Source organism: Streptomyces sp. NTD107, from assembly GCF_059510435.1.
On the sequence record NZ_JCAJZV010000012.1, the window covers coordinates 57,381 to 84,369 of the forward strand.

Below are 26,989 nucleotides of genomic sequence, written 5' to 3' on the forward strand. Positions count from 1 at the left end.
CGTACCTCCACCCTGCACGGCGGAGGTGCCCGGCACCGGTGAAAGTCTGCCGGAGCGCCGGCCGGGCTCCGTACCGCGGGGCCATGATCCAGTCACGTGCCGTCACGCTTCGACTACTCACTGTTAAAGATTCAATATCGGTGGTACGGCGCTCACCTGGGCTTTTGTCCGCCCGGCCCGCAATACCCACCCGCCACCCGCCCCCACAACACGGCCGGAATTCACACCCGTAACGGAGGCGCGGGCGGTGGCCGGATCTACAGCTGGCTCTGCACCTGGGAGGCGATCAGCTCCAGGTGGTCCAGATCGGACAGGTCCAGGATCTGGAAGTAGATCCGGGTGGCGCCGAGTTCCGCGTACCGGCCGATCTTGTCGACCACCTCGGCGGGCGAGCCGGCCAGCCCGTTCTCGCGCAGTTCGGGCACCTGGCGGCCGATCGCCGCCGCCCGGCGCGCGACCTCGGCGTCGTCCCGGCCGACGCAGGCGACCAGGGCGTTGGAGTACACCAGCTCCCCCGGATCCCGGCCGATCGCGGTGGCGGCGGCCCGTACCCGGTCGAACTGGGCCGCGCTGTCGGCGACCGAGGCGAAGGGGATGTTGAACTCATCGGCGTAGCGGGCCGCCAGCGCCGGGGTCCGCTTGGGCCCCAGGCCACCGAGCAGCACCGGCACCTTGGCCTGGGCCGGCTTGGGCAGCGCGGGCGAGTCGGACAGCTGGTAGTGGACACCGTCGTAGGAGAAGGTGTCGCCGGGCTGGGTCTCCCACAGGCCGGTCACGATGGCCAGCTGCTCCTCCAGCCGGGGGAACTTCTCCTTCGGGAACGGGATGCCGTACGCGGTGTGCTCCTCCTCGAACCAGCCCGCGCCAAGACCCAGCTCCACCCGGCCCCCGGACATCGCGTCCACCTGGGCGACCTGGATGGCCAGCACGCCCGGCAGCCGGAAGGTCCCGGCGGTCATCAGGGTGCCGAGCCGGATGCGGCTGGTCTCCCGGGCCAGACCGGCCAGCGTGATCCACGCGTCGGTCGGGCCCGGCAGCCCGTCCACACTGCCCATCTTCAGATAGTGATCGGACCGGAAGAAGGCGTCAAAGCCGTATTCCTCGGTGGCCTTGGCGACGGACAGCAGGGTGTCGTAGCTGGCGCCCTGCTGCGGTTCGGTGAAGATACGCAGATCCATGGGCCCCATTGTGTCCCCTGGAGATCACCGAACGGGAAAGCGCTCCTCGTTGCGGTCGATCTTGGCGGCGAGCGCGGCCAGCGGATCCACCCCGAGCACGGCGCACAGCTGGAGCAGATAAGCGAGCACATCGGCGATCTCGTCCTCGACCCGCGCGGCGGACTCGGCCTCCTCCATCACGGTCATGGACAGCTCCGGGGTGAGCCACTGGAAGATCTCCAGCAACTCCCCCGCCTCCACACTGAGCGCCGCCGCCAGATTCTTGGGCGTGTGGTACTGCCCCCAGTCCCGGGCGGCGGCGAAGTCCGCCAGCCGGCGCTGGAGGTGGGCGAGTTGTTCGGGGTGCGCGGAGTCGTTCACGTATTGAGGTGTATCACTGACGCGCCCCCGCGTCGTACGCGTCACCCTCAGCGGGCCTTGGTCACCGGTTCCAGGATGGCCACGCACTCCATGTGGTGGGTCATCGGGAAGAGGTCGAAGGCGCGCAGGAAGCGCGGGACGTAGCCGACGGTGCGGAAGTGGGCCAGGTCGCGGGCCAGGGCCGCCGGGTCGCAGGCCACGTAGCCGATGCGGCGGGCGCCCAGGGTGGCCAGGAGGTCCACGGTGCGCTTGCCGGCGCCGGCCCGGGGCGGGTCCAGCACGATCAGGTCGGCACGGGTGATCCCGGTGCGCGGCAGCACCTGGTCGACCCGGCCGTGTTCGATCCGCACCCGGGGGGCGTCCGCGAGGTTGTGCCGGGCGTCCTCCACCGCGCGCTTGGAGGACTCGATGCCGACCACCGCGCCGCTCTCGCCGACCCGTTCGGCCAGCGCCCCGGCGAACAGGCCCACCCCGCAGTACAGATCCAGCGCCGTCTCGCCCTTGCGCGGGGTCAGCCCGCGCATCAGGGCGTCCACCAGGACCTCGGCGGCCTGCGGGTGTACCTGCCAGAAGCCGCCCTCGCCGACCCGCCAGGTGCGGCCGTCGGCCCGCTCCCGTACGAAGGTCCGCCCGTGCACCGGGTGCAGCGTGCGCTGGGCAGGCCCGCCGCCCTTGCCGCGGCGTTCCTGGGCGCGCATCACGGACACCGGCTTGTCCAGTTCCACCAGCGGCAGCCGCCCGCCGGGGCGCGGGGTGAGCACCACCATCCGGTCGTTCGAGCCGGTCGCCGCGATCGCGTCCACCGAGGCGATCTGCGGCCACCGGCGCGCCTCGATACCGAGTTCGGTGACGCCCTCCGCCGCGATCAGGCAGCGGTCGATGGGCTCCACCTCGTGGGAGCGGCTGCGCCGCAGCCCGGCCCGGCCCTCGGCGTCGATGGCGTACTGCACCCGGGTGCGCCAGGCCGGCACCTCGCCGGGGGCCACCTTGTCGCCGGGCGCGGGCTCGACCGTGCCGTCCCAGCTGACCTCCTCGGGGGTGACACCGGCCAGCTGCCCGAGCAGTTCGGTGAGCACGGCCGCCTTGAGCTTGCGCTGCGCGCCCGGCTTCACGTGCTGCCAGTCGCAGCCGCCGCAGCGGCCGGGCCCGGAGAAGGGGCAGGGCGCCTCGATGCGCTCCTTCGCCGGGTCGAGCACGGTGACGGCGTCGGCGCGCAGGAAGCGGGAGTCGGCGCGGCCGTCGGTGACGCGGGCGATGACCCGCTCGCCGGGGAAGGTGTGCCGTACGAAGAGCACCTGGCCGCCGGGGGTACGGGCCACGCAGTGCCCGCCGTGTGCGACGGCGCCGATCTCGACCTCGTACTCCTCGCCGACCAGCGACGCCGCCGTGGGGGTTGATTCAGGCATGGTGGCGACGGCTCCAGAGCGGGAAGAGGGGGGTGAGGGAGACAACGGCCGCCCAGTCTACGGGCTCCCCCGCCGCCCGCCGAACGGCAGTGTCCCGCGCACCGGCAGCCCGGTGAACAGCATGATCAGCCGGTCCACCCCGATGCCGAGCCCGCCGGTGGGGGCCATGCCGCGCTCCAGCGCGGCCAGGAACTCCTCGTCCCCGTCTCCCTGGGCGGCCAGCCGGCGGCGTTGCTCCACCGGGTCGGTCAGCTCCGAGCAGCCGGTGCCCAGCTCGATGCCGTACGCCACCAGGTCCCAGCGCTCGGCCAGCCGGGGGTCGGTGCGGTCGGCGCGGGCCAGCGGCGAGAGTTCCACGGGGAAGCCGGTGTAGAAAACGGGCTCCCGGGTGCGCGCCTCCACCAGGTGCTCGTACAGCTGGGCGATCAGGTCGGGGCGGTCCATGTGCGGGGCGTGCGGGATGTCGTGCCGCGCGCACCAGCGGCGCAGCCGGTCCACCGGGGCGTCGATGGTCACTTCCTCGCCGAGCGTCTCGGAGAGCGCGCCGCAGACCGTACGCACCGGCCAGGGCCCGGACAGTTCGCGCGCCGCTCCCCCGGCGGCGTCCGCCGCGCCCTGGATCAGCCGCCGTGCCAGCTCCCGCATGCCGCCCTGGTCGGCGCCGGTGCGGTACGCCTCCAGCAGGGTGAACTCGGGGTGGTGCCGGGGCGAGTGGCCCTCGTTGCGGAACGCCCGGCCCAGTTCGTAGATGCGGTCCAGGCCGGCCACGCACAGCCGTTTGAGATACAGCTCGGGGGCGATGCGCAGGGCGAGCCGGCGGTGATCGGCGTTGCTGTAGGTGGTGAACGGGCGGGCTTGTGCGCCGCCCGGCTCGCGCTGGAGTACCGGGGTCTCCACCTCGGCGTAGCCCGCCCCGTCCAGCGTCGCGCGCAGCGAGCGCAGCACGGCGGCGCGGGTGAGGACGACGGTACGCAGCGCGGGCCGGTCGGGCAGCGGGCGCAGCGCGGCGCCGATCAGCCGCCAGGTCGCCGCCCGCAGGGTCGGCTCCCCGCTGTGGCTGCTGGTGAGTTCGCCCTCGGCCTCCACCAGGTCGCCGCGCCGCACCACGGCGGCGAACCCCGCCTCCCGGGTGAGCATCAGCTGAAGGTCCCCGGTGCTGTCCCGCAGCGGGGCGAAGACCAGCCCGCCGAAGTCCCGCACCGCGAGCACCCGGCCGAAGACCCGGGCGCGCCGCCCGCGCGGTGCGTCCCTGGCCTGCGCCAGGGTGTGGGTGCGCGATGCCTGCGGCGGGTACGGGTCGGTGCCGGCCGCCCGCAACCGGTCCAGGGCGGCGCGCCGCAGCCGTACCTGCTCGGGCTCGCGCATCCCGGCCCGGTGGGTGGCGGCGGCCGGCAGCGCGGCGGTGCCGCGGGCCAGGGCCAGTTCCTGGCCGGTGAGCGGGGGCAGTCCCGGGGCGGCGACCGGCGGGTGGCTGCCGGGGCGGCGGTGGCCCGGCGGCGCCCAGACGTAGCCCTCGATGATGCCGGAGGCCAGGCCGATCCGGGCCAGCATCCGGGGCTCCGCGTAGCACAGGAAGCGCGGGTACCACTCGGGCCGGTAGCGGGCGTTGGAGCGGTAGAGGCCCTCCAGCTGCCACCAGCGGGAGCCGAAGAGCAGCAGCCGGCGCCACAGCCGCAGCACCGGTCCTGCCCCGATCCGGGCGCCCTCCTCGAACACGGAGCGGAAGACGGCGAAGTTCAGCGACATGCGCCGCAGGCCCATGGTGCGGCCCTGGACGGCGAGTTCGGCGATCATGAACTCGATCACCCCGTTGGGGGCGTGCGGTGCGCGGCGCATCACATCGAGCGAGATGCCGTCCGGGCCCCACGGCACGAACGACAGCAGCCCCAGCCGGCGGGCGTCGGTGCCGTCGCCGTCGTACACCTCCACCAGCAGGCACTGGCCGTCCGCCGGGTCGCCGATGCGCCCCAGCGCCATCGAGAAGCCGCGTTCGGCGCCGGGACCGCGCCAGGCGTCCAGGTCGGCGTGCACCCCGGCCAGCTCGGTGTCGGTCAGCTCGCGGTGCCGGCGGATCCGTACCACCGCGCCGCCGCGCCGTACCCGGGCCACGGCCTGCCGCATCGCCCTGCGGTCCCGGCCCTCCAGGCCGAAGCCGGCCAGCTCGACGATCGCCTCGTCCCCCAGGTGCAGCGCGCCGAGCCCGGCGTGCGCGTATGCCCGCGCGCCCTCCTCGCCCGCGCCCATCACGGCGGGGCTCCAGGCGTAGCTGCGGGCCAGCTCCCGCCAGGCGCCGATCGCCGCCGCCCACGACGCCGGGCGGCCGACCGGGTCGCCGGAGGCCAGGCACACCCCGGCCTCGACCCGGTAGGTGACGGCGGCCTGGCCGTCCGGGGCGAAGACCACGTTCTTGTCGCGGCGGGTGGCGAAGTAGCCCAGCGAGTCCGCCCCGCCGTACCGGGCGAGCAGCGCGCGCAGCCGCAGTTCGTCGCCGGGGTGCAGCCCGGACCTGGCCCGCTGCGAGCGGAAGAGGACGGCGGCGGCGTTCAGCAGCGCCAGCGCGGCGATGAGATCGAGGAGCGATCGTACGAAGCCGGGTGGCGCCCCGGTGAAGTAGCGCTCGGCGACCAGGCCGAAGAAGACGCGGTTGGCGGCGTACGGCAGCCGGTCGCCGGGCGCCAGGCTGCCGGGCAGCACCGCCACCAGCAGCCAGCCGGCCGCGGTGGCCACGATCAGCCCGGCGGCCAGCGCGCCCAGCGCCCGCCAGACCGCGCCGCGCCGTACCCGGGCCAGGAAGACCCGTCGGGTGGCCAGCAGCAGCGCCAGGAACAGCAGCGCGCAGCCGGTGCCCAGCAGGGTCTGCGGCAACGGATGGCGGTCCACCGGCAGCACGTCGAGGACCACCAGCACCGCCGCGTACCCGGTGAGGATCCACCAGGCGACCCGTTTACGGGCCGCCACCGCCGCCGCCAGCAGCAGGAGGAAGACGGCGTACGGCAGGCTGGGCGGGCTGGGCAGCAGCGCGACGTCGATGCCGGCCCGCACCGGGCCCAGCCAGCGGCGCGGGCCGGCGGCCAGCGCGCTGAGGGCGCACACCAGCGCCACCCCGGTGAACAGGGCGGCCAGCCAGGTGGGCACCCGCAGGCGCCACGTCCCGCCCCCCGGCCGCCGTGGCCGGCCACGGACGCGCATACCGCTCACCGTAGGCCGGGTCCCCGGTCGCCACCCGTGCTGCGGCGCCGTCCGGGTGCCCGTCCGGCCGGTGTCCGGGGGGCCGGGTAGCGTGGTGCGCACGGGCCGGGTGCCGGCCGGCTGCTGGAGAGAAGGTGCGGGGCACAACGGCTATGCACATCGTGATCATGGGCTGCGGACGCGTCGGTGCGACCCTCGCGCGGACCCTTGAGGAGCGGGGGCATTCGGTCGCGGTCATCGACCAGGACCCCAAGGCGTTCCGCCGGCTCGGCTCCGGTTTCGGCGGGCAGCGGGTGACGGGGCTCGGCTTCGACCGGGACACCCTCGCCGAGGCCGGGATGGCGGACGCGGGGGCGTTCGCGGCGGTCAGCAGCGGCGACAACTCCAACATCATCGCCGCCCGGGTGGCCCGTGAGGTGTTCGGTGTGGAGAACGTGACCGCCCGGATCTACGACCCGCGCCGCGCCGAGGTGTTCGAACGGTTCGGCATCCCGACGGTGGCCACGGTGCGCTGGACGGCGCATCAGATGCTGCGCCGGCTGCTGCCGGCCGGTGCCGAGCCGCTGTGGCGCGACCCCAGCGGCGGGGTGCAGTTGTCCGAGGTGCACATCACCCCGGCCTGGGTCGGGCACAAGGTGAGCCGGTTCCAGGAGCGCACCGGGGTCCGGGTCGCGTTTCTCACCCGGATGGGTGAGGCGATGCTGCCGACTTCCCGCACCGTTCTCCAGGAGGGCGATCTGGTGCACGTGATGATGTACAGCGATCAGGTGGCCGAGGTCGAGGCGGCCTGTCTGCTGGGACCCGACGAGGAGCGGCAGCCATGAGGGTGGTGATCGCCGGAGCCGGCGCGGTGGGCCGTTCCATCGCCGGGGAGCTGCTGGAGAACGGCCATCAGGTACTGCTGATCGACAACGCCCCCGAGGCGGTGGCAGTGGAGCGGGTGCCGGAGGCGGAGTGGCTGCTGGCCGACGCCTGTGAGATCGCCACCCTGGACGAGGCCGCCCTGGAGCGCTGCCAGGTGGTGATCGCCGCCAGCGGCGACGACAAGGTCAATCTGGTGGTATCGCTGCTGGCCAAGACGGAGTACGGGGTGCCGCGGGTGGTGGCCCGGGTCAACAACCCCAAGAACGAATGGCTGTTCAACGACGCCTGGGGCGTCGATGTGGCCGTCTCCACCCCCCGGCTGATGTCGGCGCTGGTGGAGGAGGCGGTGAGCGTCGGCGATCTGGTGCGGCTGCTGCGGTTCAGTCAGGGCGAGGCCAGCCTGGTGGAGCTGACCCTGCCGCAGGGCGCGGCGCTGGTGGGCACCCGGGTCGGCGAGGTGGCGTGGCCGCAGGACACCGCGCTGGTGACCATCATCCGTGGCGTGAAGGTGCTGATCCCGGATCCGGACGACGCGCTGGCGGCGGGCGACGAGCTGCTGTTCGTCGCCGCCCCCGCCCGCGAGGCCCAGTTGCAGGCCCTGCTGTCACCGCGCCCCGCGAAGGCCGCCGGAGCGGCCGGAGAGCCGGGGAACGAGAACCAGAGCCAGGGCCAGGGCCAGGGCTAGGGCTGCTGCTCGGCGGCGGCCCGCTTCCGTTCGTGTTCGCGCTCCTTCTCCGCCCGCTCCTCGGCCTCCATCTCGGCGACCACATCGATCGGTGCCGGGGCCTTCACCAGGATGATCCAGGTCAGATAGACGGCCAGCAGGAACGGCGGAATGCCCAGCGCCACCCGCAGCCAGCCCAGCTGGGTGGCGTCCCCCCACAGATAGATGGGGAAGGTGATCGCCGACTTGGCCAGCAGGATCGCGCCCCACACATAACTCGCCTTGATGTAGGCGGCCTTGCGCCCGGGGTTGCGGGTGCGCCAGGACAGCATCTCGCGGAAGACGGGGCCCAGGATCAGTCCCAGCAGCGGTACGCCGGCCGCCGCCGTGGCCACGTAGGCGATGCCCAGGCCCAGGGTGTAGAGCATCCCGGGCAGGTAGAAGTTCTTGGCGTCGCCCGACATCATCGCGAAGACCGCGCCGAAGGCCACCCCGAAGACGCCGCTGAAGGCGTGCTTGACCGTGTCGCGCTGGATCAGCCGGCTCACCGCCAGCACCGCGGAGATCGCCAGGGCCGAGATCGCCGAGATCTTGATGTCGCGGTTGATGGTGTAGCTGAGCACGAACACCAGACCCGGCACCGTGGTCTCCACCATGCCGCGGACGCCGCCGAACGCCTCGAAGAACGCCGCCTTGGTGGCCTCCTGGTCGGGCGCCTGCGGCGCCATGGCGGGCCGGTCGGCCGGGGACTGCTGGTCAGGTGGGGTCACCTGGCTACTCCTTGTCGAGGGGTCGCAGCTGGTATCGGGGGTTGAACAGCACCGGACGGCCGTGCGTCACCGCGATCCGTCCGGAGGCGACCAGCTCCCGGCCGGGCACGATCCCGGCGATGGCGGCCCGGCCCAGCCAGATGACGTCGAGCCGGGCGGAGCCGTCGTCCAGCTCGGCGGCCAGTGCGGGCAGCCCCGCAACCGTACGCGCACTCACCGAGCGCAGCGTACCGGTCACGCTGACCACGGGGCGTCCGGCCGGGCCCTCGGCGCAGTCCCTGATCGGGGTGCAGCGCGCCCGCTCGGCCTCCTCGGCGGCCCGCTCCGCGCCCTCGGCGGCGTGTGCGGCGGCAGCCGCACGGCCCGGCCACCATCGCGGCCGGCCCCGCCGTCTGCCGGGGTGGTCCCCGGCCCGATCGCCCTCGCTCATGCTTTCAGCGTAACGTCCCGCTCCCGGCATCCGGTGTGCGGCGTTCACCGTTCGAAGCGGTAGCCCATGCCGGGCTCGGTGAGGAAGTGCCTGGGGTGCGCGGGGTCAGTCTCCAGCTTGCGGCGCAGCTGGGCCATGTAGACCCGCAGATAGTTGGTCTCGGTGTGGTAGGCGGGGCCCCACACCTCCTGGAGCAGCTGCTTCTGGCTGACCAGCCGGCCGCTGTGCCGCACCAGCACCTCCAGCAGATGCCATTCGGTGGGGGTGAGCCGGATGTCGCGGCCCGCGCGCTGGATCTTGCGGGCGCCCAGATCGACGGTGAAGCCGGCCGTGTGGATCACCGAGTCCTCCTCTGCGGCGGCCGGCTCCGCGCGGCGTACGGCGGCCCGCAGCCGGGCCAGCAGTTCGTCCATGCCGAACGGTTTGGTGACGTAGTCGTCCGCACCCGCGTCCAGGGCCTGCACCTTCTCGTCGGAGGTGTGCCGGGCGGAGAGCACGATGATCGGCACCCGGGTCCAGCCGCGCAGCCTGGCGATGACCTCCGTGCCGTCCATGTCGGGCAGCCCCAGGTCCAGGATGACGGCGTCCGGGTGCTGCTCGCGGGCCAGCCGCAGCGCGGCGGTACCGTCCGGGGCGGTGTCCACCTCGTACTGGCGCGCCTTGAGGCTGATCACCAGGGCCCGGAGTATCTGCGGCTCGTCATCGACCACGAGCACCCGGTGCATGGGCTCCCCCTTGTTTCCCTTGTTCGGATTCTCGTTCGACGGGTGCGGCGGGGGCGGGGGCCGGCCGATCGGCGGGCAGCGTGAGCACCATGGTCATCCCGCCGCCCGGGGTGTCCTCGGCGTCCAGCGTGCCGCCCATCGCCTCGGTGAAGCCGCGGGCGACCGCCAGGCCGAGTCCCACCCCATTGCCGCGCGGGATGTCGCCGTGCCGCTGGAAGGGCTCAAAGATCCGCCCCTTGTCGGCGTCCGGCACCCCCGGGCCCCGGTCGACCACCCGCAGCTCGACCTGGTTGCCCAGCGCGCTGCCGCGCACCAGCACCCGGGTGTGCGGCGGGCGGTACTTCACCGCGTTCTCCACGATGTTGGCCACCGAGCGCTCCAGCAGGCCGGGGTCGGCGGCCACCCACGGCAGCGACTCGGGGATGTCCACCTCCACCACCTCGTCCGGCACTCCGCCCAGCGCCCGCAGCACCACCTCGTCCAGGCCGGTGCGGCGGATCAGCGGCCGTACGGTCCCGGTGTGCAGCCGGGAGATGTCCAGCAGATTGCCCACCAGCTGGTCCAGCCGGTCGGCGCCGTCCTCGATGCTCTCCAGCAGCCCGGCGCGGTCCTGCGGCGACCACTCCACGTCGTTGGAGCGCAGGGAGGACACCGACGCCTTGATGGCGGCCAGCGGGGTGCGCAGATCGTGCGAGACGGCGGCCAGCAGCGCGGTACGGATCCGGTTGCCCTCGGCGAGCTTGTGCGCGCGGGCGGCCTCGGTGAGCAGCCGCTGCCGGTCCAGGATGGTGGCGGCGTGCGCGGCGAAGGCGCTGAGCACCCGCCGGTCCTCGGCGGGCAGCACCCGGCCGGAGAGCACCAGCATGGTGTGCTCCCCCACCGGCACGTCCACGTCCGCGTCCTGGGGCCGCAGCAGCGGGCGGGGGTTGTCGGCGATGGCGGAGACACTTCCCACACAGCGCCAACGACCGCCGTCGTGATCGCGTTCCAGCAGCGCGGCGCATTCCATGCCGAAGGTTTCCCTGGCCCTCCCCAGCAGGGCGCGCAGCGTGTCCTCGCCGCGCAGCACGCTGCCGGCCAGCACGGTGAGGGTCTCGGACTCGGCGCGCAGCCGGGCGGCCTGCTGGGTGCGCTGTGCGGACATGTCGACCACCGAGGCGACGGCCAGCGCGATGGCGAAGAAGATCACCACGGTGATCAGGTCGTGGCCGCTGCCCACCCCCCACTCGCGCAGCGGCTCGGTGAAGAAGTAGTCGAGCAGCACGGTGGCCAGCGCGGCGGAGACCAGCCCCGGGTAGAAGCCGCCGACCAGGGCGGCCAGCACCGTCACCGACAGGAACAGCAGCACATCGCTGGCGAACTCGGCCAGCGGCTGCGGGGGCGCGGCCAGCAGCACGGTCAGCAGCGGGGGTCCGGCCAGGCCGATCAGCCAGCCGGCCACCGTACGGGAGCGGCCGAGCCGGGCGCCGCGGGCGCTGGGCAGTCCGCGCCCGCGCGCCACCTCGGCGTGGGTGACGATGTGCACATCGAGGTCGGGTCCGCTGTCCCGGGCCACGCTGGAGCCCACGCCCGGCCCGAAGGCGTACTGCCAGGTCTTGCGGCGCGAGGAGCCGAGCACGATCTGGTTGGCGTTGACGCCGCGCGCGAAGTCCAGCAGGGCGCTGGGGATGTCGTCGCCGATGACGTGGTGAAAGGTTCCGCCCAGCTGTTCCACCAGGGTGCGCTGGCTGACCAGTTCGCGCGGCGAGACGGCGGTGAGCCGGTCGGCGCGCGAGACGTGGACGGCCAGAATCTCCCCGCCGGAGCTCTTGGCGGCCATCCGGGCGGCCCGCCGGATGAGGGTGGAGCCCTCGGGGCCGCCGGTCAGCGCCACCACGATGCGCTCGCGGGCGTACCAGGTGGAGCGGATGCCCTGCTCGGTGCGGTAGCGCTGGAGGTAGGCGTCGACGCGGTCGGCGGTCCACAGCAGGGCGAGTTCGCGCAGCGCGGTGAGGTTGCCGGGCCGGAAGTAGTGCGAGAGCGCGGCGTCCACCTTGTCCGGGGCGTAGATGTTGCCGTGTGCCATCCGGCGGCGCAGCGCCTCGGGGGTCATGTCCACGAGTTCGATCTGGTCGGCGCGGCGCACCACGGCGTCCGGTACGGTCTCGCGCTGCCGTACCCCGGTGATGGCGGCCACCACGTCGGCCAGCGACTCCAGGTGCTGGATGTTCACGGTGGAGATGACGTCGATGCCGGCGTCCAGCAGGGTGTCGATGTCGCGCCAGCGCTTGTCGTGCCGCGATCCGGGGGCGTTGCTGTGGGCGATCTCGTCGACGCAGACCACGGCCGGGGCGCGGCGCAGTACGGCCTCGGTGTCCATTTCGCCGCGGCCGGTGCGGCGCGGGACGGTCTCCAGGCCGCTCAGCAGGGCCTCGGTGCGGGGCCGGTCGTGGGTCTCGACGAGCCCGACGACAATGTCGGTGCCACGCTCGGCGCGCCGGTGGGCCTCGCTGAGCATGGCGTACGTCTTGCCGACTCCGGGGGCCGCCCCCAGGTAGATGCGCAGTGTGCCGCGGCGTGCCATGGATCCATTGTCGGTGCCCGGCCGGAAAGCCGGGCCGGGGGTCAGCGGCGGGCTTCGCGTTCCTCACGTCTGCGGCGGCCGATGATCAGCAGGTCCAGGATCGCGACCAGGGTCAGGACGCCGCAGATGCCGGCCAGGGTGATCAGCGCGGGGCGCCCGGGGCTGGATCCGGAGCCGCTGTGGGCGGCCCAGATGGCCAGCAGCACCGTGCCGGCGGCGAACACCGGGATGAAGATCAGCGACAGCAGCCGGCGCAGCGGCAGATCGCTCTTGGCGGTGACCGGCTCGGTGCCGGTACGCCGCCGGGGATCGCGGTTGTCCATGGTGCGGCCTCCTCGCTGGTCCGGTGTGCGGGCGGGTACCCGCGAGGAGGCCGGTGACACGGTACGGAGCGGCGCTAGCGGACCTCGGAGATCTCCGGGCCGCGGCGCAGGTGGTCCAGGCCGCCCGCGAAGCGGGAGGTCTCGGTGGGCTCGCCCGCCTTCTCCTGCTTGACGCCGTCCGGCACCATCTGGGCGTTCTCCGGCAGCTTGAGCACGATCGGGTCGCGGGGGGCCATCGGCCCGTCACCGCGGGCCACGACCGTGTCGCGGAAGATCTGCTCCAGCACGCCGGCGGCCTGCGGGTGCACGGCGCCCTGGCCGGAGATCACGCCGCGCAGGAACCAGCGCGGGCCGTCCACGCCGACGAACCGCACGGTCTGCATGCCGCGCTTGCCGTCGGGCAGCTGGACGGGCACCTGGGCCCGCAGTTCCCAGCCCAGCGGGCCCTCGGTCTCGTCGATGATGCCGCCCTGCTGGGTGATGCCGGAGGCGATCTCCTCACGCACCTCGGACCAGATGCCCTCCCGCTTGGGCGCGGCGAACGCCTGGAGCTGTACGGCGCTGTCCTTGAGGACGACGGTGGCGGCCACGATCGCGTCCCCGGCGACCTCGACCCGCAGCTCCATGCCCTGGACGCCCGGGACGTACAGACCGCCCAGGTCGACCCGGCCCTCGGCGGGGCTGCCGACCTCGCTCAGATCCCAGGGGCCCTCGGGGCGGGGCGCCGGCTCCAGCTTGACCCGGCGCACCTCGGCCTCGTCGGGTGCCTCCTGCTCGGTGGCCTCGACGGCTTCCTCGGGCTCCTCGTTCTTGCGACGACGTCCGAACACGTCACTGTCCTTTCCGGCCGGCGATCCCGCCGGAGCCGACCGCAGCATAGGGGTTGTCCAGGCCGGCATGACCGCCCGTGGAGCCGAAACCCCCCGTGGCACGTACGGATTCCGGCAGCTGATCGACCTCGTGGAACCGTACGGTCTCGACCCGCTGGACAACCAGCTGTGCGATCCGGTCGAATCGTTCGAACCGCACGCTCTCCCGCGGATCGAGATTGATCGCGATGACCTTGATCTCCCCACGGTACCCGGCATCGATGGTGCCGGGGGAGTTCACCATGGACACCCCGCAGCGGGCCGCGAGGCCAGAACGGGGGTGCACGAAGGCCGCGTACCCCTCGGGCAGGGCGAGGGAAACCCCGGTGGGCAGCACGGCGCGCTCGCCGGGGGCGAGCTCCGCCGCCTCGGTGGTGACCAGATCGACCCCCGCGTCCCCGGGCCGCGCCCGGGAGGGGATCGGGACCTCCGGGTCGATTCGCCTCAGGAGGATGTCCAGGGCGGCTGGGTTCACAAGGTCACCTCGGGGATGGTCCGGTGGGCACTCACGGTGCAGACCCTACCGCCGCCCGCGACCGCCGGGAGCTGCCTGCCATGCTTGGCCGTATGAAGCCGTACGACGAACGACTGACCGTGCCCCGTTCCTGGTGGCTGATGGCCGCCGGGGTGGTGGCCCTGCTGGCCATCTCGCTGCTTCCGCTGGGCACGGCGGCGCTGATCGCCGGGCTGGTGGTGGGGGTGGCCCTGGCGGCGGTGGCGCTGAGCACCTACGGAGCCGCGCGGATCCGGGTGGTGGCCGGTGCGCTGGTGGCGGGCGACGCCCGGATTCCGCTGTCGGCCCTCGGGGAGGCCCGGGCGCTCGACGCCGATGAGGCGCGCGCGTGGCGCACCCATCGAGCGGATGCCCGGGCTCATATGTTGCTGCGTGCTTACATCCCCACGGCGGTCCGGGTCGAGGTGACGGATCCGCAGGACCCGACGCCCTATCTCTATCTGTCGACCCGGCGGCCCGATCGGCTCGCCGCCGCGCTTTCGGCCCGCCCGGACGCGGTCTGACACCTCAGTCCGGGCGGACGGTCACTCGCAGTCCTTGCAGATCGGGCCGGTGCCGGCCTTCTCGAAGGCGAGCTGCGAGCGGTGGTGCACCAGGAAGCAGCTCATGCAGGTGAACTCATCGGCCTGGCGCGGCAGCACCCGGACGGACAGTTCCTCGTTGGAAAGGTCCGCTCCGGGCAGCTCCAGGCCCTCGGCCTGCTCGAACTCGTCGACATCGACCGTGGAGGCGGACTTGTCGTTCCGCCGGGCCTTGAGTTCCTCGATGCTGTCTTCGTTGACGTCGTCATCAGTCTTGCGTGGACTGTCGTAATCCGTAGCCATGTTTCTCTCCCCCTCTGGGTTCTGTGGTCTCTCTCCAGCGCTGGTAACGCGGGAGGGTCGAACTTTGTGCCCGACCCGAAGCGGAGATTTTGCCTCACATCAAGTCCTGTTACTCAATCGACACCCGATCGAACGCCTGAAGAGGTGATCATCTCCGCCCGCCGATCGGGCTCAGGACAGCGGACAGGCCAGTGCTGGACCGCCGCAATCCCCAAAAAATGGGGCTTGCGTATGCGATATATCACACGTGGCCCAATTCCGCTCAATGCCGACTGAGATCCCGCCAGTGCATGATCTCAGACCGGCAGGGTCACCCGCATCACGAGCCCCCCACTCTCCCTCGGCACGGCCACCACGTGGCCGCCGTGGGCCCGGGCCACCGAGCGGACGATCGACAGGCCGAGGCCGACACCCTTGTCACTTCCGGTGCGGTCCTTGCCGAGCCGACGGAAAGGCTCGAACATATTATCGACCTCGTAGGCGGGCACCAGCGGCCCGCTGTTCTCCACGATCAGCACCGCCTGCCCCGGACGCACCTCGGTGTCCACCCGGACCCAGCCGCCCTCCGCGAGGTTGTGCCGCACCGCGTTCTGCACCAGATTCAGCGCGACCCGCTCCAGCAGCACCCCGTTGCCCTGGACGTACACCGGCGGCCGTACCCCCGACAGCTCCACCCCCTTGGCCTGCGCCTCGCCCCGGGTCTGCTCCAGCGCCTGCCCCGCCACCTCCGCCAGATCCACCGGCTTGCGCTCCACGATCTGGTTGTCGCTGCGGGCCAGCAGCAGGAGTCCCTCCACCAGCTGCTCACTGCGCCGGTTGGTGGCCAGCAGCGTATTGCCCAGCTGCATCACCTCGGGGGACGCCTGCGGATCGGACAGCTGCACCTCAAGCAGCGTGCGGTTGATGGCGAGGGGCGTCCGCAGCTCGTGCGAGGCATTGGCCACGAAGCGCTGCTGCGCCGTGAAGGCCCGGTCCAGCCGGTCCAGCATCTCGTCGAAGGTGTCCGCCAGCTCCTTCAGCTCGTCGTCCGGGCCATCCAGCTCGATCCGCCGGTGCAGATCCGAGCCGGCCACCTGACGGGCGGTACGGGTGATCCGGCCCAGCGGGGACAGCACCCGCCCGGCCATCACATAGCCGAACGCGAACGCCGCCACCGCGAGACCCAGCAGCGCCATCAGGGAGCGCCGCAGCAGCGCCTTGAGCGCCACGTCCCGCTGGATGTCCACACACCCCGACAGCCAGTCCTTGAACTGGTCGCTGGTGACATTCCCGGAGATCCCCTGACAGGAGTCCGAGGTGATCTGCACCCGGGTGTCGCTGGTGATCAGGAACGGCAGCGCGTTCCCCTTGTGCAGCGCCTCGGCCGCCAGCAGATAGATGATCGTCAGCAGCAGCATCCCGGCGAACAGGAACATCCCGCCGTACAGCAGCGTCAGCCGGATCCGGATGGTGGGCCGCAGCCAGCTGCGCGGCGGATCGGCCTCGGGCGGGTCGAAGTCCGGGCGCGGCGGCGCGGCCGGCCGGCGCGGGGCCGGACGCCCGGCGTACGGCGGCTGGGAGGGCGGCGGCGGTGGCGGCGGGGAGGAGGGGGACGAGGGGGAGGACGGAGCGGCCATGGCGGTCAGATCCGGTATCCGGCGCCCGGCACGGTGGTGATCACCGGAGGCTCACCGAGCTTGCGGCGCAGCGTCATCACGGTGACCCGCACCACATTGGTGAACGGATCGGCGTTCTCGTCCCACGCCTTCTCCAGCAGCTGCTCGGCCGAGATGACGGTGCCCTCGCCGCGCATCAGGACCTCCAGCACGGCGAACTCCTTGGGCGCCAGATGGATCTCCCGGCCGTCCCGGAAGACCTCCCGGCGGTTGGGGTCCAGCCGGATGCCGGACTGCTCCAGCACCGGCGGCAGCGCGGCGGTCGAGCGGCGCCCCAGCGCCCGTACCCGGGCCACCAGCTCGGTGAAGGCGAAGGGCTTGGGCAGATAGTCGTCCGCCCCCAGCTCCAGGCCCGCCACCCGGTCGCTGACGTCCCCGGATGCGGTCAGCATCAGCACCCGGGTGGGCAGCCCCAGCTCCACTATCCGCCGGCACACGTCGTCGCCGTGCACCAGTGGCAGGTCGCGGTCCAGCACCACCACGTCGTAGTCGTTGAGATCGATGCGCTCACCGGCGGCGGCGCCGTCGTACACCACGTCCACCGCCATGGCCTCCCGGCGCAGCCCGGTGGCCACCGCGTCCGCGAGCAGCTGCTCGTCCTCCACGACGAGTACGCGCACGTCCCTGATCCTTCCCTCGGCCCTGCCCGACGGGACCCCGATGGGGCTCCCCGCTCCATCCTGCCTCGCTCCCGGGTAAACCGGTGGTAAGGGACAGGGGCGGCCGAGGTGACGTACGGGCGGCGCGCGGACTTTTACCGATCGGGCAGGTTTCCGGGTCGCGGGGGCCGGGGAAGAGCCCTCCAACCCCGCGATCACCCCCCTTCAGGCAGCAAGCCCACGCGTGCTGCTGACCGGTCGGGCCGCCGTGACCGCACCCCACCCGGCACCTCCCCAGTGCCGCCGATCGAAGACGAGGGGGCGCACCTTGGACGCGTTCACCGCTGGAATCCTGCAGCGCATCGAGAGCACCGAGTCCGATCTGCACCGCGCTCATGAAGCTGGAGATGTGTTCACCGTGGATGTCGAGCAGGCCGAGCTGGACGATCTCCGCCGGCTCGCCGCTGAACATGGTGTGCAGGTCGGCTCCGCCGTCTGACATTGGAAGAACGCGAGGGCCCCGGGAGCGGCTGCTTCCGGGGCCCTCCTGTCTGCGGGGACGGCACGCCCGGCCGATCAGTCGTGCCAGGCGCCGAGCTCCTCCAGCAGCGGCTGGAGACGGTCGAAGACGGCCGGGCTGGCCGCCACCGTGAGGTCGCCGTCCGGGCGCTGCCCGGGGCGGCCACCGGTACGGGCGCCGCTCTCGCGGGCGATCAGATCGCCGGCCGCCAGGTCCCAGGGGTGCAGTCCGCGCTCGTAGAAGCCGTCCAGCCGGCCGCCGCCGACGTCGCACAGATCGATGGCCGCCGAGCCGGACCGCCGGATGTCGCGGACCCGCGGGATCAGCCGCTGGGCGAGCGCGGCCTGGGCGGTGCGCACGGCGGTCACATAGTTGAAGCCGGTGCCGATCAGGGCCTGTTCCAGCGGTGCGGCGGGGCGGCAGCGCATCGGCTCCGGCGCGCCGCCGGCCCGCACCCGGAAGGCGCCCCCGCCGCGTACCGCGTAGTACGACTCGCCGCGCATCGGGGCCTCCACGGCGGCGGCCACCACCTCCCCGTCCAGCTCGGCGGCGATGGACACCGCCCACTGCGGCAGGCCGTAGAGGTAGTTGACGGTGCCGTCCAGCGGGTCGATGATCCAGCGCACGGGGCTGGTGCCGTCGCTCGATCCGCCCTCCTCCCCCAGCACGCCGTCGTCGGGACGGTGTTCGGCGAGATGGCCGGTGATCAGCTTCTCGGCGGCGATGTCCATCTCGGTGACCACGTCGATCGGGCTGGACTTGGTGGCGGCCACCCCCAGAACGGCGGGCCGCCCGTCCCGCAGCAGCAGACCCGCGCGCCGCCCGGCCTCCCGGGCGAGGGCGAGCAGTTCGGTCGGGGACACGGACTCGGACATGGGCCGGGGCTCCTCGGTGGTCGCGGGCTCGGGGTCAGGCATAGGGGGAATCGGCGCCGGCGGCGGCCGGGCGCGGGGTACGGGCGGCGCAGCAGCCGACCGGGCACAGATCGTGTCCGGCGCCCAGCGTGCCGAGCGCGCAGCGCCGCGGGTGCTCGGCGCGTTCGGTGGCGGCCCGTTCCAGCACCAGGTCGCGGATCCCGGCGACGAACCGCGGGTCGGTGCCCACCGTGGCGGAACGTACGGCGGGCAGGCCCAGCTCGGCGGCCACCGCCAGCGCCTCGGTGTCGAGGTCGTAGAGGACCTCCATGTGGTCGGAGACGAAGCCGATCGGCACCATCACCACCGCTGGGGCGCCCGCCTTGTGCAGGGTCCGCAGATGGTCGCAGATGTCCGGCTCCAGCCACGGGATGTGCGGGGCGCCGCTGCGCGACTGGTACACCAGCTCCCAGTTCCGGGGGACGCCGGTGCGCTCGGCGACGGTGTCGGCGATCCAGCGGGCGGCGTCCAGGTGTTCGGCGACGTACGCGCCCCCCCGGCCGTGGCCGGCCGGCGGGCCCGAGGTGTCGGCGGCTGCGGTGGGGATGGAGTGGGTGCTGAAGGCGAGCACGGCCCCCTCCCGTACCTCGGCGGGCAGCGACCGAAGGGCGTCGAGCACTCCGTCGGCCATGGTGTCGAGAAAGCCGGGGTGGTTGTAGTAGACCCGCAGCTTGTCCACCCGGGGCAGCTCAAGACCCTCCTCGGCGAGGGCGGCCAGCGCGGCGGCGAGGTCCTCGCGGTACTGGCGGCAGCTGGAGTACGAGGAGTAGGCGCTGGTGGCCAGTGTGAGCACCCGGCGGTGGCCGTCGCGGACGATCTCGCGCAGGGTGTCGGTCACATAGGGCGCCCAGTTGCGGTTGCCCCAGTAGACGGGGAGGTCCAGGCCGTGGGCGGCGAAGTCGGCGCGCAGCGCGGCCAGCAGCTCGCGGTTGTGACCGTTGATCGGGCTGACCCCGTCGAAGAGGTGGTAGTGGGCGCCGACTTCGGCCAGCCGTTCGCGGGGGATGCCGCGGCCCCGGGTGACGTTCTCCAGAAACGGCAGCACGTCGTCCGGGCCCTCCGGACCGCCGAAGGAGAGCAGCAGCAGGGCGTCGTAGGGGCGGGGGTCGGTCGCGCGATCCATGGCACCGATCCTGCCACCCGCCCCCGGCGATCGGGGGGCGAGGTTCCCCCGATCGCCGCACAGCGGTGTACTCCACCCGGGAACGCCGGGCCCGATGGCGGGAATGTCCGGCAACTCCATCCGTTTTCACCTCATTGGGATGGGTAGTCACCTGAATGTGATCTGTTGCTCCATGGCCAACTCCCTTGCCCCGGGAGAACTTCCACGGCGCGGCGCCCCACCCGCGTGGCCCTAATGGAGTAGTGTGAACATTCCTGGCCTCAACCCCTGTCCGGACCGCTCGGATCGCCACATCCGCGCCGGTCACCACACGTGGCAAAGTGGTGACTGTGCCATAACGGAGGTGTCGGGCCATGGCCCGACACGCCGGGCAAGTCGGCAAGGTTGTGGCAGGCTGCACCCGGGCAGGTCACACTCGTCCAGCGGGAGCAGCGACGTACGTGACGTCGGCAGGCACCACCGGGAGGTCCTCGTGCCCGAACTGCGTGTCGTGGCCGTGAGCAATGACGGCACACGTCTGGTGCTCAAGGCTGCCGACAACACGGAATACACCCTGCCCATCGACGAGCGGCTGCGGGCCGCCGTGCGCAATGACCGCGCGCGTCTGGGGCAGATCGAGATCGAGGTGGAGAACCACCTCAGGCCCAGGGACATCCAGGCCCGGATACGAGCCGGTGCCACGGCGGAGGAAGTGGCCCAGCTCGCGGGCATCCCGGTGGACCGGGTGCGGCGCTTCGAGGGTCCGGTGCTCGCCGAGCGCGCGTTCATGGCGGAGCGGGCCCGTAAGACCCCGGTACGCCGGCCCGGCGAGAGCGCCGGGCCCCAGCTCGGTGACGCGGTCGCCGAGCGGCTGATGTTGCGCGGCGCCGACAAGGACGCGGTCCGCTGGGACTCCTGGCGCCGGGACGACGGCACCTGGGAGGTGCTGCTGGTCTACCGGGTGGCCGGGGAGACGCACTCCGCGAGCTGGATGTACGACCCGCCGCGCCGGCTCGTCCAGGCCGTGGACGACGAGGCACGGGCGCTGCTGGGCGAGAGCGAGGAGCCGCCGGAGCCGGCCACCCCGTTCGTGCCGCGGATCGCCCGGCTGCCCCGGGAGGGCAGCGCGCCGGCGCGGCAGCAGGAGAGCGATTCGGACTCGCTGACCAGCCTGCTGGAGGCGGTGCCCAGCTTCCGTGGCGACCTGGTGGTGCCGGATCTGAGCGCGGGCGAGGACGGGCCCGAGGAGGCGGTGGCCGAGGAGACGGCGGTGGAGCCGGCCGCCCCGGCGGCGAGCGCGGGGTCCGCCTACGCGGACGTGCTCATGCCCCGCACGGTGGCCGGCCACCGCGACCGGCTCACCGGCAGCACGGACCGCCAGGCGGAGGCCGACGGCGTCCGCCCGGGCCGCCGGGCGGCGGTCCCCAGCTGGGACGAGATCGTCTTCGGCACCCGCCGCAAGAAGAAGGACTGACCCGGCCGGGGCGGGGCGGGCCAACCGGGGCGTGTCAGGGGGTGCTCATGCCGGTCTTCTCCGTCGTCACCGCCGTCCACGAGGGCGGCGACGACTATCTGGACGAGGCCCACGCTTCGCTGGCCGAGCAGGCGGAGTGCCTGCCGCCGGGGTGGCGGCTGGAGTGGCTCGTCCAGGAGGACGGGCTCACCGGGAGACCGCTCGCGAAACTGCCCCCCAGTTCCTGGATCTCCCCGGGCCGCAACCGGCGCGGCGGCGCCGCCGTGACCCGTACGGTCGCCCTGTCCCGGGCGCGCGGTGAGCTGGTCCGGGCGCTGGACGCCGATGATCTGTTCACGCCCGGAGCCATCGGGCGGGACATCGCGACCATGGCGGCCCACCCGGACGCCGGCTGGTGCGTCTCGGCGTGCCTGGACCTGCTGCCGGACGGCTCGCTGCGCCCGGGGCCGTACGATCCGCCGCCCGGCCCGCTCGGGTTCGATTTTCTGCTGGCGGAGTACCGGGCCGGTGCCTTTCCCGTGGTCGGCACCCATCTGACCGTCCGCGCCCCGCTGCTGCACGCGGTGGGCGGCTGGAGTGCGCTGCCGGCCTGGGAGACCATCGCCGTGGTGCTCAGCTGTGCGGCCGTCGCCCCCGGTCTGATGATCGCCGAGCCGGGCGGGATCTACCGCAAGCACCCGGCCCAGACGACCGCCCGCCCGGACTACCCGGACACCACCGACTTCGGGGCGATGGCGGACCTGATCTCCCGGCAGGCGGTCGCGCTCAGAGCGCTGTGGCGGGCCGGCTGAGCGGACCGGTGCGGGCGGGCAGGCGTCAGAAGCCCCGGAACACCCCGTCCTCGTCCGCTCCGTCGACGAACTCGTCCCAGCCCATGTTGGCGATGGAGATGTTGTTCTCGATCCCCCACAGCTCCTCGGCTATGACCCGCAGTTCGCCGCTCTGCGACTCCTCGTCGTCCTCGTCCTCCTCATCCCTCAGCAGGACGGCCAGCAGGGGCATCCCGGGAGCGGTGAGGGCGGTGCTGTCGGCGATGAACAGCAGATAGTGGTCGCCGGTGGCCCGGGCCAGGAGCTGCTCGGTCGTCAGATCGCGGAAGGCGGGGTCGTCCACGGTGCCGAAGTTCGCGAGGAAGCCGTCCTCCGAGGGGGTGTTGACCGCGGTGCACAGGGCCTGCCAAGCGGCCGGATCGGAGAAATCGGTGCGGATCAGCAGAGCCTCACCGGTCTCCGGCAGGGTCTTCACAAGGTTCTCCTCAGCTGGGTTCGGAACACGGCGGTGGCACGGTGCGGCTCCCCGCAGAGCCGGTCTCGGCGCCACACTATCCAGCCGCGATCCGGCGCTTCCCGGCCCCCCGGTGACGGAGGATCAGCACCGCCACGCCCCTCGCCGACGGCCGTCGGCGAGGGGCGGGCGACCGTTCAGCCCGGCAGCGGTCCGGTGGCCACCGGGCGGGTGGGGTCCGTGGTCCACTCGCTCCAGGAGCCCGCGTACAGCGCGGCGTCGATGCCGGCCGCCGCCAGGGCCAGCACGGTGTGGGCGCCCGAGACCCCCGAGCCGCAGTACACGCCCACCGCCGTGGCCTCGGACGCGCCCAGCGCGGTGAAGCGGTCCCGCAGCTCGGCCGGGGCACGCAGCAGGCCGGCCTCCGTCACGTTCTGGGTGGTGGGCGCCGACACCGCCCCCGGGATGTGGCCGCCGACCGGGTCGATCGGCTCCACCTCGCCCCGGTACCGCTCCCCCGCCCGGGCGTCCAGCAGCAACCCCTCCCTGGCCAGCCGGGCCGCGCCCGCCGCGTCCAGCAGCGGCAGCGCGCCGGGGCGCGGCACGAAGTCGCCGGGCACCGGCTCCGGCGTCCGACGGGTCAGCTCGCCCGGCCAGGCGGCCAGCCCGCCGTCCAGCACCCGCACCCGCTCGTGGCCCGCCCAGCGCAGCAGCCACCAGGCCCGCGCCGCCGCCCAGCCCTGCCCACCGTCGTACACCACCACCGGCCGGTCCGCGCGGACCCCCGCGCGCCGCATCGCCGCGCCGAAGTCCGCCGGGTCCGGCAGCGGGTGCCGGCCCCCGGCCCCCGCCGTACCGGCCAGCTCCGTATCCAGGTCCACATAGACGGCCCCCGGCAGATGACCGGTGTCGTAGGCCGGCCGGCCGGGCGGGCCGCCCAGCTGCCAGCGCACATCGAGCAGGACGGGGGTGTGAAGGTCGGCCGCGAGATCGGCCGCCGTGATCAGCACGCTCATACGGCCATTCTCGCGCCCAGGGGCTGCCTGGGGGCAAGCGCCGGCAGCAGGACAGCGACCGGGCGAAGCGGAGTGCGGCGAACGTGCCTGCCGGGCGTCGCCCGGCGGGCGGGATCCGTCGGACGGCTCCGAGGCGGCATGGCGAGGCGCCATAGCGGTGGGGACCTTGATCGGGGGACACTGGAAGGTGAGCGGCACCGGCGTGCGCCGGACCGCATCGATGAGGGCCACAAGGAGACGAGCATGACCGTAGGAACGGCTCCCCCCAGACCGGGCACACCTTGCTGGGCGAGTCTGATGGTGCACGACCTGGCGGGCAGCCAGGAGTTCTACCGGAGCCTGTTCGGATGGGAGTTCGAGGAAGGGCCCCGGCAGCTGGGGCTGTATGTGCGGGCGCTGCACGAGGGGCGGCCGGTCGCCGGGGTCGGGGAGATCGCCGCCGATGTACGGCATCCCTCGGCCTGGCTGCCGTACATCGCCACCGGCGACGCCGACGCCGCCTCCGCCATGATCAGGGACTGCGGCGGCACGGTGGCGGTGGGCCCGATGGACGCCAAGCAGGTCGGGCGGCTGGCGATCGCCGCCGATGTGTGCGGCGGCGCGTTCGGCATCTGGGAGGGGCGTACGTACCACGGCGCGCCGTTCCGGGACACCCCGGGCGCCCCCGCCTGGACGGAGCTGATCACCCCGGAGACGGCGCTGGTCAGCAAGTTCTACTCGATGGTCTTCGGCTACGAGGCGGTGCCCACCCCGGCGCTGCCGGCCGGCTCGGACCATCTCACGCTGCGGCTCGGTGGCCGCTCGGTGGCCGGGATCGCCGGGGTCGGCTCCGATCTGCCGCACGACCGGGGCCCGCACTGGATGACGTACTTCTCGGTGCGGGACATCGACCGGGACGCCGTGCGGGTCGGTGAGCTGGGCGGGCGGCTGCTGAAGGAGCCGCACGACACCCCGTTCGGGATCGTGGCGGCGGTCGAGGACCCGGAGGGCGCGCCGTTCGCCCTGGTGGACCCGAGCCGCCGGCAGCGCGGCCAGGGCCTGTCTGCGGGATAGCGCCGGTTGGGCCCGCGGCGTCGGGTGCGGGGGGCACCTCCCGGCCATGGGGTATCCCCTGCCCGAAGAGCTTGGGGAGGGCTACCCGGACGTCTCGACAGCTCTGCTTCCCAGGTCTCTCAAGAGATCAGGGACGGAGCGAAGCGGAGTGCGGCGAGGTTCCCCCAGGCCCTTGAGGTCCTGGGAGGTGCCCCCGGTGCCAGGCGGTACGGACCAGGCGGGACCCGACAGACAGGCCCCAGGGTTCAGGTCCTGGGGGCGCCGTCGACCGGAAGCACCTCGGGAGACAGCACCCCCGCACCGGCGGTGGCGGCGGTCAGCCGGCGCCGGTGATGGCGCCGGCACAGCACTTCGTAGCCGACCTCGCCGCGGGCTCCCGCCGGGGCGCCGACATCGCCGACCACCACCTGGGCGCCCTCGACGACCATCCGGCCGCCCACCGTACGGGCGTTGTGGGTGGCCCGCGCCCCGCACCAGCACAGCGCCTCCACCTGGAGGACCTCCACCCGGTCGGCGAGCTCGATCAGTCGCTGGGAGCCGGGGAAGAGCCGGGTGCGGAAGTCGGTGGTGATGCCGAACGCGAAGACGTCGATGCCCAGATCGTCGACCACCCGGCCCAGTTGGTCGACCTGTTCGGGGGACAGGAACTGCGCCTCGTCCGCGATCACATAGTCCACCCGGCCGCCCGCCGTGAGGTGCTTGACCAGATGGACGTGGAAGTCGAACTTCTCATCCGCCTCGACCGCGTCCGTCACCAGCCCGAGCCGCGAGGAGAGCTGCCCCTCCCCCGCCCGGTCGTTGCGGGTGAAGATCATGCCCGAGAGGCCGCGCGCGGACCGGTTGTGCTGGATCTGGAGTGCGAGGGTGCTCTTCCCGCAGTCCATCGTGCCGGAGAAGAAGGCGAGTTCAGCCACGGATCAGTTGTTTCCCGTCAGGTGCGGACTTCAAGGAGCGGAACAAGCTGCTCGGCGGGCGTGAGTGAACCGTGCATGCCGATCAGCGCGGACTCCTTGGGCTCGGTGACGGACGCGGTGACGGCGTGGTTGCCGGTCATCGCCACCACCACATCGCCTATCCGGTCCGCGATCCGCGGCGCGAGGGGAGCGCCCGGCGGCCCGAACCAGCCGAGCGCGATGGCCTCTTCGCGGGTCACCACCCAGGCGTGATCGGCCAGCACCTCGCGCCACACGGCGTACACATCGGCGGCGGCGCCGGGCACCGCGTACACATGACGGGCGCGGCCCTCCCCGCCGAGCAGCGCCACTCCGGCGGACAGCTCCCAGTCCTCGTCGTAGTCGTGCCGCCACTCCTCACCGGGCGGCACATCGACCATGCCGTGGTCGGCGGTGATGTACAGCACGCTGCGCGGCGGCAGTTGCTCGGCGAGCCGCTGGGCGAGCGCGTCGGCGTGGCGCAGCTGGCCGCGCCAGGCGTCGGAGTCCATGCCGAACGGGTGGCCGGCGCCGTCGAGTTCGGCGTAGTACGTGTACACCAGGGTGCGGTCGGCGGCGGCGAGGCGCTGGGCCGCCAGGTCCATCCGCTCCCCGGCGTCGAGGCGGCCGTGGAAGGTGCCGCCGCTGAGCGCCACCTGGGTGAGCGGGGTGTGCTCGAAGTGCGGGGCGGACACCTGGGAGGTCTCCACCCCGGCGGCCTGGGCCCGGTGAAAGGCCGTCGGGTGCGGCTGCCAGTGGGTGGGCTCGGTCCATGGGTTCCAGCGCAGCTGGTTCATCAGGAGGCCGCGGTCCGGGTCGCGCACCTTGTAGCCGGCCAGGCCGTGCGCGGCCGGGGTCAGTCCGGTGCCCACCGAGGCCAGTGAGGTGGCGGTGGTGGACGGGAAGCCGGCGGTGATCGGCGCCCCGGTGCCGCCACGCGAGCTGGGGAGCAGGGAGGTGAGGAACGGCGCCAGATGCGGATGGTCGCACAGCGCCTGCCAGCCGAGCCCGTCGATGAGGAAGACGGCGACCCGGTCGGCGGGGGCCAGTGTGAACTGCGCACCCGGGCGCGGTGCGGTCAGCTCCGGTACGGCGGCGGGCAGCAGATCGGCGAGCGATCCCGCGCCGTACGCGGGTGCGGGCGCCTGCCGCGGGTCCAGCGGGACGGGGTCCGGTGCGTGGTCATGGTGGGCGGGGGCGTGCGTCACTTGCCGGCCGCCGCGGTGGCCTCCGACAGCGCCTGGGCGAACTCCAGGGTCTGCCGCACGGTTTCGGGGCCGTCCCCGGCCTCGCTGATCCGCAGCGAGAGATCGTCGGCGGTGGTGGAGCCCGTATAGCCGTGGTCGGCCTCGCAGTTGGGGTCGCCGCAGTTGGCCGGCTCCATGTCGATCCGGGAGACGGCGCCCCAGCCGATGGTGAGCACGACCTCGCGGGGCAGGGTGCCGGGCTTGTAGGACTGCGGGTCGGAGACCACTCGGCTGAGCACCACGGAGGAGATCCGGTCGAGCTTCACGGACTCCGTGGAGGTGGTGGCGTACGGCGCGGGCGCGCTGCTGTCGGCGGACTGCTCGTCGGTGTGACTGACGATGAACCGGGTGCCGGTCAGCACCAGGACGGTGGCATGCCGACGCACCTCATTGCTGTCGAACGTCGTTTCCTGGTGCACGAGATAGGACGCCACGGCCTCCCGGCCGACGGCGGCCTCCACCGCGTCGGCGACCAGCGCCGGGTAGTAGCCGCTGCGCTCGATCGCCTCCCGCAACCCCTGGGATGTCGTACCGGTCTTCGCCATGGAGTCCATCCTACGGGGCGCCGCTGACA

Annotated in this window: 28 protein-coding genes; 7 read left to right on the plus strand and 21 right to left on the minus strand. The window is 73.0% G+C overall.

What is annotated here, in order from left to right; all coding sequences use genetic code 11:
- Nucleotides 1-257 precede the first annotated feature (257 nt).
- The 4 genes from AC5WRL_RS21965 to lysX are packed head-to-tail and all read right to left on the minus strand — an operon-like array spanning nucleotide 258 to nucleotide 6,133.
- Nucleotides 258-1,178, minus strand: a complete 921-nt coding sequence (locus AC5WRL_RS21965) for an LLM class F420-dependent oxidoreductase (protein WP_496090348.1) — start codon at nucleotides 1,176-1,178, stop codon at nucleotides 258-260.
- Nucleotides 1,179-1,202: 24 nt separating this feature from the next.
- A complete protein-coding gene (locus tag AC5WRL_RS21970; RefSeq protein ID WP_496090349.1) occupies nucleotides 1,203-1,538 on the minus strand; it encodes a nucleotide pyrophosphohydrolase in 336 nt (111 codons plus the stop codon).
- 47 nt (nucleotides 1,539-1,585) lie between these two features.
- Nucleotides 1,586-2,944 (minus strand): class I SAM-dependent RNA methyltransferase, encoded by a 1,359-nt coding sequence (locus tag AC5WRL_RS21975; protein WP_496090350.1) that lies wholly within the window; start codon nucleotides 2,942-2,944, stop codon nucleotides 1,586-1,588.
- Between the two features lie 57 nt (nucleotides 2,945-3,001).
- Nucleotides 3,002-6,133, minus strand: coding sequence for a bifunctional lysylphosphatidylglycerol synthetase/lysine--tRNA ligase LysX (lysX, locus tag AC5WRL_RS21980; protein WP_496090351.1), 3,132 nt, complete (start codon nucleotides 6,131-6,133; stop codon nucleotides 3,002-3,004).
- Between the two features lie 152 nt (nucleotides 6,134-6,285).
- On the opposite strand from lysX, the gene AC5WRL_RS21985 reads away from it, so the two are divergent.
- Together AC5WRL_RS21985 and AC5WRL_RS21990 are read left to right on the plus strand one after the other, a co-directional pair.
- Nucleotides 6,286-6,957 (plus strand): potassium channel family protein, encoded by a 672-nt coding sequence (locus AC5WRL_RS21985; RefSeq protein WP_496090352.1) that lies wholly within the window; start codon nucleotides 6,286-6,288, stop codon nucleotides 6,955-6,957.
- The gene (locus tag AC5WRL_RS21990; protein ID WP_496090353.1) at nucleotides 6,954-7,682 is read left to right on the plus strand and encodes a potassium channel family protein; all 729 of its coding nucleotides are present in this window, start codon (nucleotides 6,954-6,956) and stop codon (nucleotides 7,680-7,682) included. The genes AC5WRL_RS21985 and AC5WRL_RS21990 overlap by 4 nt, the downstream gene beginning before the upstream one ends.
- Here the strand turns inward: AC5WRL_RS21990 and AC5WRL_RS21995 are convergent.
- The 7 genes from AC5WRL_RS21995 to dut form a co-directional block, all read right to left on the minus strand.
- Nucleotides 7,679-8,389 (minus strand): DUF3159 domain-containing protein, encoded by a 711-nt coding sequence (locus AC5WRL_RS21995; protein WP_496090439.1) that lies wholly within the window; start codon nucleotides 8,387-8,389, stop codon nucleotides 7,679-7,681. The two genes, AC5WRL_RS21990 and AC5WRL_RS21995, sit on opposite strands and share 4 nt — an antisense overlap.
- Before the next feature lie 46 nt (nucleotides 8,390-8,435).
- Nucleotides 8,436-8,861 (minus strand): OB-fold nucleic acid binding domain-containing protein, encoded by a 426-nt coding sequence (locus AC5WRL_RS22000; protein ID WP_496090354.1) that lies wholly within the window; start codon nucleotides 8,859-8,861, stop codon nucleotides 8,436-8,438.
- A gap of 44 nt (nucleotides 8,862-8,905) precedes the next feature.
- Nucleotides 8,906-9,586, minus strand: a complete 681-nt coding sequence (locus AC5WRL_RS22005) for a response regulator (protein WP_496090355.1) — start codon at nucleotides 9,584-9,586, stop codon at nucleotides 8,906-8,908.
- A complete protein-coding gene (locus AC5WRL_RS22010; protein ID WP_496090356.1) occupies nucleotides 9,561-12,149 on the minus strand; it encodes an ATP-binding protein in 2,589 nt (862 codons plus the stop codon). The genes AC5WRL_RS22005 and AC5WRL_RS22010 overlap by 26 nt, the downstream gene beginning before the upstream one ends.
- 41 nt (nucleotides 12,150-12,190) lie before the next feature.
- Nucleotides 12,191-12,472 (minus strand): DUF6343 family protein, encoded by a 282-nt coding sequence (locus tag AC5WRL_RS22015; protein WP_496090357.1) that lies wholly within the window; start codon nucleotides 12,470-12,472, stop codon nucleotides 12,191-12,193.
- Nucleotides 12,473-12,546: 74 nt separating this feature from the next.
- Complete coding sequence (locus tag AC5WRL_RS22020) at nucleotides 12,547-13,302, minus strand: DUF3710 domain-containing protein (protein ID WP_496090358.1); 756 nt, start codon at nucleotides 13,300-13,302, stop codon at nucleotides 12,547-12,549.
- Nucleotide 13,303: 1 nt separating this feature from the next.
- Complete coding sequence (gene dut, locus AC5WRL_RS22025) at nucleotides 13,304-13,816, minus strand: dUTP diphosphatase (protein WP_496090359.1); 513 nt, start codon at nucleotides 13,814-13,816, stop codon at nucleotides 13,304-13,306.
- Between the two features lie 92 nt (nucleotides 13,817-13,908).
- Here dut and AC5WRL_RS22030 point away from each other — a divergent pair, with 92 nt between their 5' ends.
- Entirely contained in the window at nucleotides 13,909-14,358 is a 450-nt protein-coding gene (locus tag AC5WRL_RS22030) for a DUF3093 domain-containing protein (RefSeq protein ID WP_496090360.1), read from the plus strand.
- 21 nt (nucleotides 14,359-14,379) lie between these two features.
- Here the strand turns inward: AC5WRL_RS22030 and AC5WRL_RS22035 are convergent, their stop codons facing one another.
- From AC5WRL_RS22035 to AC5WRL_RS22045, 3 genes are all read right to left on the minus strand, one after another.
- Nucleotides 14,380-14,679 carry a DUF4193 domain-containing protein gene (locus tag AC5WRL_RS22035; protein WP_496090361.1) on the minus strand — a complete coding sequence of 100 codons (300 nt, stop codon included), beginning with the start codon at nucleotides 14,677-14,679 and terminating at the stop codon, nucleotides 14,380-14,382.
- Nucleotides 14,680-14,975: 296 nt separating this feature from the next.
- The gene (locus AC5WRL_RS22040; RefSeq protein WP_496090362.1) at nucleotides 14,976-16,295 is read right to left on the minus strand and encodes a sensor histidine kinase; all 1,320 of its coding nucleotides are present in this window, start codon (nucleotides 16,293-16,295) and stop codon (nucleotides 14,976-14,978) included.
- A gap of 5 nt (nucleotides 16,296-16,300) precedes the next feature.
- The gene (locus AC5WRL_RS22045; RefSeq protein WP_496090363.1) at nucleotides 16,301-16,954 is read right to left on the minus strand and encodes a response regulator transcription factor; all 654 of its coding nucleotides are present in this window, start codon (nucleotides 16,952-16,954) and stop codon (nucleotides 16,301-16,303) included.
- A 307-nt stretch (nucleotides 16,955-17,261) separates the two neighbouring features.
- Between AC5WRL_RS22045 and AC5WRL_RS22050 the strand changes: the two genes are divergently transcribed.
- Nucleotides 17,262-17,432 carry a hypothetical protein gene (locus AC5WRL_RS22050; protein WP_496090364.1) on the plus strand — a complete coding sequence of 57 codons (171 nt, stop codon included), beginning with the start codon at nucleotides 17,262-17,264 and terminating at the stop codon, nucleotides 17,430-17,432.
- Between the two features lie 77 nt (nucleotides 17,433-17,509).
- On the opposite strand, the gene AC5WRL_RS22055 is transcribed toward AC5WRL_RS22050, so the two are convergent.
- Together AC5WRL_RS22055 and AC5WRL_RS22060 are read right to left on the minus strand one after the other, a co-directional pair.
- On the minus strand, nucleotides 17,510-18,328 hold the full coding sequence (locus AC5WRL_RS22055; protein WP_496090365.1) for an inositol monophosphatase family protein: 819 nt from the start codon (nucleotides 18,326-18,328) through the stop codon (nucleotides 17,510-17,512).
- A gap of 34 nt (nucleotides 18,329-18,362) precedes the next feature.
- The gene (locus tag AC5WRL_RS22060; RefSeq protein WP_496090366.1) at nucleotides 18,363-19,490 is read right to left on the minus strand and encodes a ferrochelatase; all 1,128 of its coding nucleotides are present in this window, start codon (nucleotides 19,488-19,490) and stop codon (nucleotides 18,363-18,365) included.
- A gap of 472 nt (nucleotides 19,491-19,962) precedes the next feature.
- Between AC5WRL_RS22060 and sepH the strand changes: the two genes are divergently transcribed.
- A complete protein-coding gene (gene sepH / locus AC5WRL_RS22065; RefSeq protein WP_496090367.1) occupies nucleotides 19,963-20,943 on the plus strand; it encodes a septation protein SepH in 981 nt (326 codons plus the stop codon).
- A 47-nt stretch (nucleotides 20,944-20,990) separates the two neighbouring features.
- Nucleotides 20,991-21,734, plus strand: coding sequence for a glycosyltransferase (locus AC5WRL_RS22070; protein ID WP_496090368.1), 744 nt, complete (start codon nucleotides 20,991-20,993; stop codon nucleotides 21,732-21,734).
- A 25-nt stretch (nucleotides 21,735-21,759) separates the two neighbouring features.
- Here AC5WRL_RS22070 and AC5WRL_RS22075 read toward each other — a convergent pair whose 3' ends face one another.
- Nucleotides 21,760-22,188 (minus strand): DUF6924 domain-containing protein, encoded by a 429-nt coding sequence (locus AC5WRL_RS22075; protein ID WP_496090369.1) that lies wholly within the window; start codon nucleotides 22,186-22,188, stop codon nucleotides 21,760-21,762.
- 176 nt (nucleotides 22,189-22,364) lie between these two features.
- Nucleotides 22,365-23,183, minus strand: coding sequence for a sulfurtransferase (locus AC5WRL_RS22080; RefSeq protein ID WP_496090370.1), 819 nt, complete (start codon nucleotides 23,181-23,183; stop codon nucleotides 22,365-22,367).
- 297 nt (nucleotides 23,184-23,480) lie between these two features.
- On the opposite strand from AC5WRL_RS22080, the gene AC5WRL_RS22085 reads away from it, so the two are divergent.
- The gene (locus tag AC5WRL_RS22085; protein WP_496090371.1) at nucleotides 23,481-24,236 is read left to right on the plus strand and encodes a VOC family protein; all 756 of its coding nucleotides are present in this window, start codon (nucleotides 23,481-23,483) and stop codon (nucleotides 24,234-24,236) included.
- Between the two features lie 245 nt (nucleotides 24,237-24,481).
- Here AC5WRL_RS22085 and AC5WRL_RS22090 read toward each other — a convergent pair whose 3' ends face one another.
- From AC5WRL_RS22090 to AC5WRL_RS22100, 3 genes are read right to left on the minus strand one after another with little or no spacing between them, the layout of a single operon-like run.
- The gene (locus AC5WRL_RS22090) at nucleotides 24,482-25,150 is read right to left on the minus strand and encodes a thymidine kinase (protein ID WP_496090372.1); all 669 of its coding nucleotides are present in this window, start codon (nucleotides 25,148-25,150) and stop codon (nucleotides 24,482-24,484) included.
- A gap of 17 nt (nucleotides 25,151-25,167) precedes the next feature.
- Nucleotides 25,168-26,376, minus strand: coding sequence for an alkaline phosphatase family protein (locus AC5WRL_RS22095; protein WP_496090373.1), 1,209 nt, complete (start codon nucleotides 26,374-26,376; stop codon nucleotides 25,168-25,170).
- A complete protein-coding gene (locus tag AC5WRL_RS22100) occupies nucleotides 26,373-26,960 on the minus strand; it encodes a DUF5998 family protein (protein WP_496090374.1) in 588 nt (195 codons plus the stop codon). Before AC5WRL_RS22100 ends, AC5WRL_RS22095 begins: the two co-directional genes overlap by 4 nt.
- Nucleotides 26,961-26,989 lie beyond the last annotated feature (29 nt).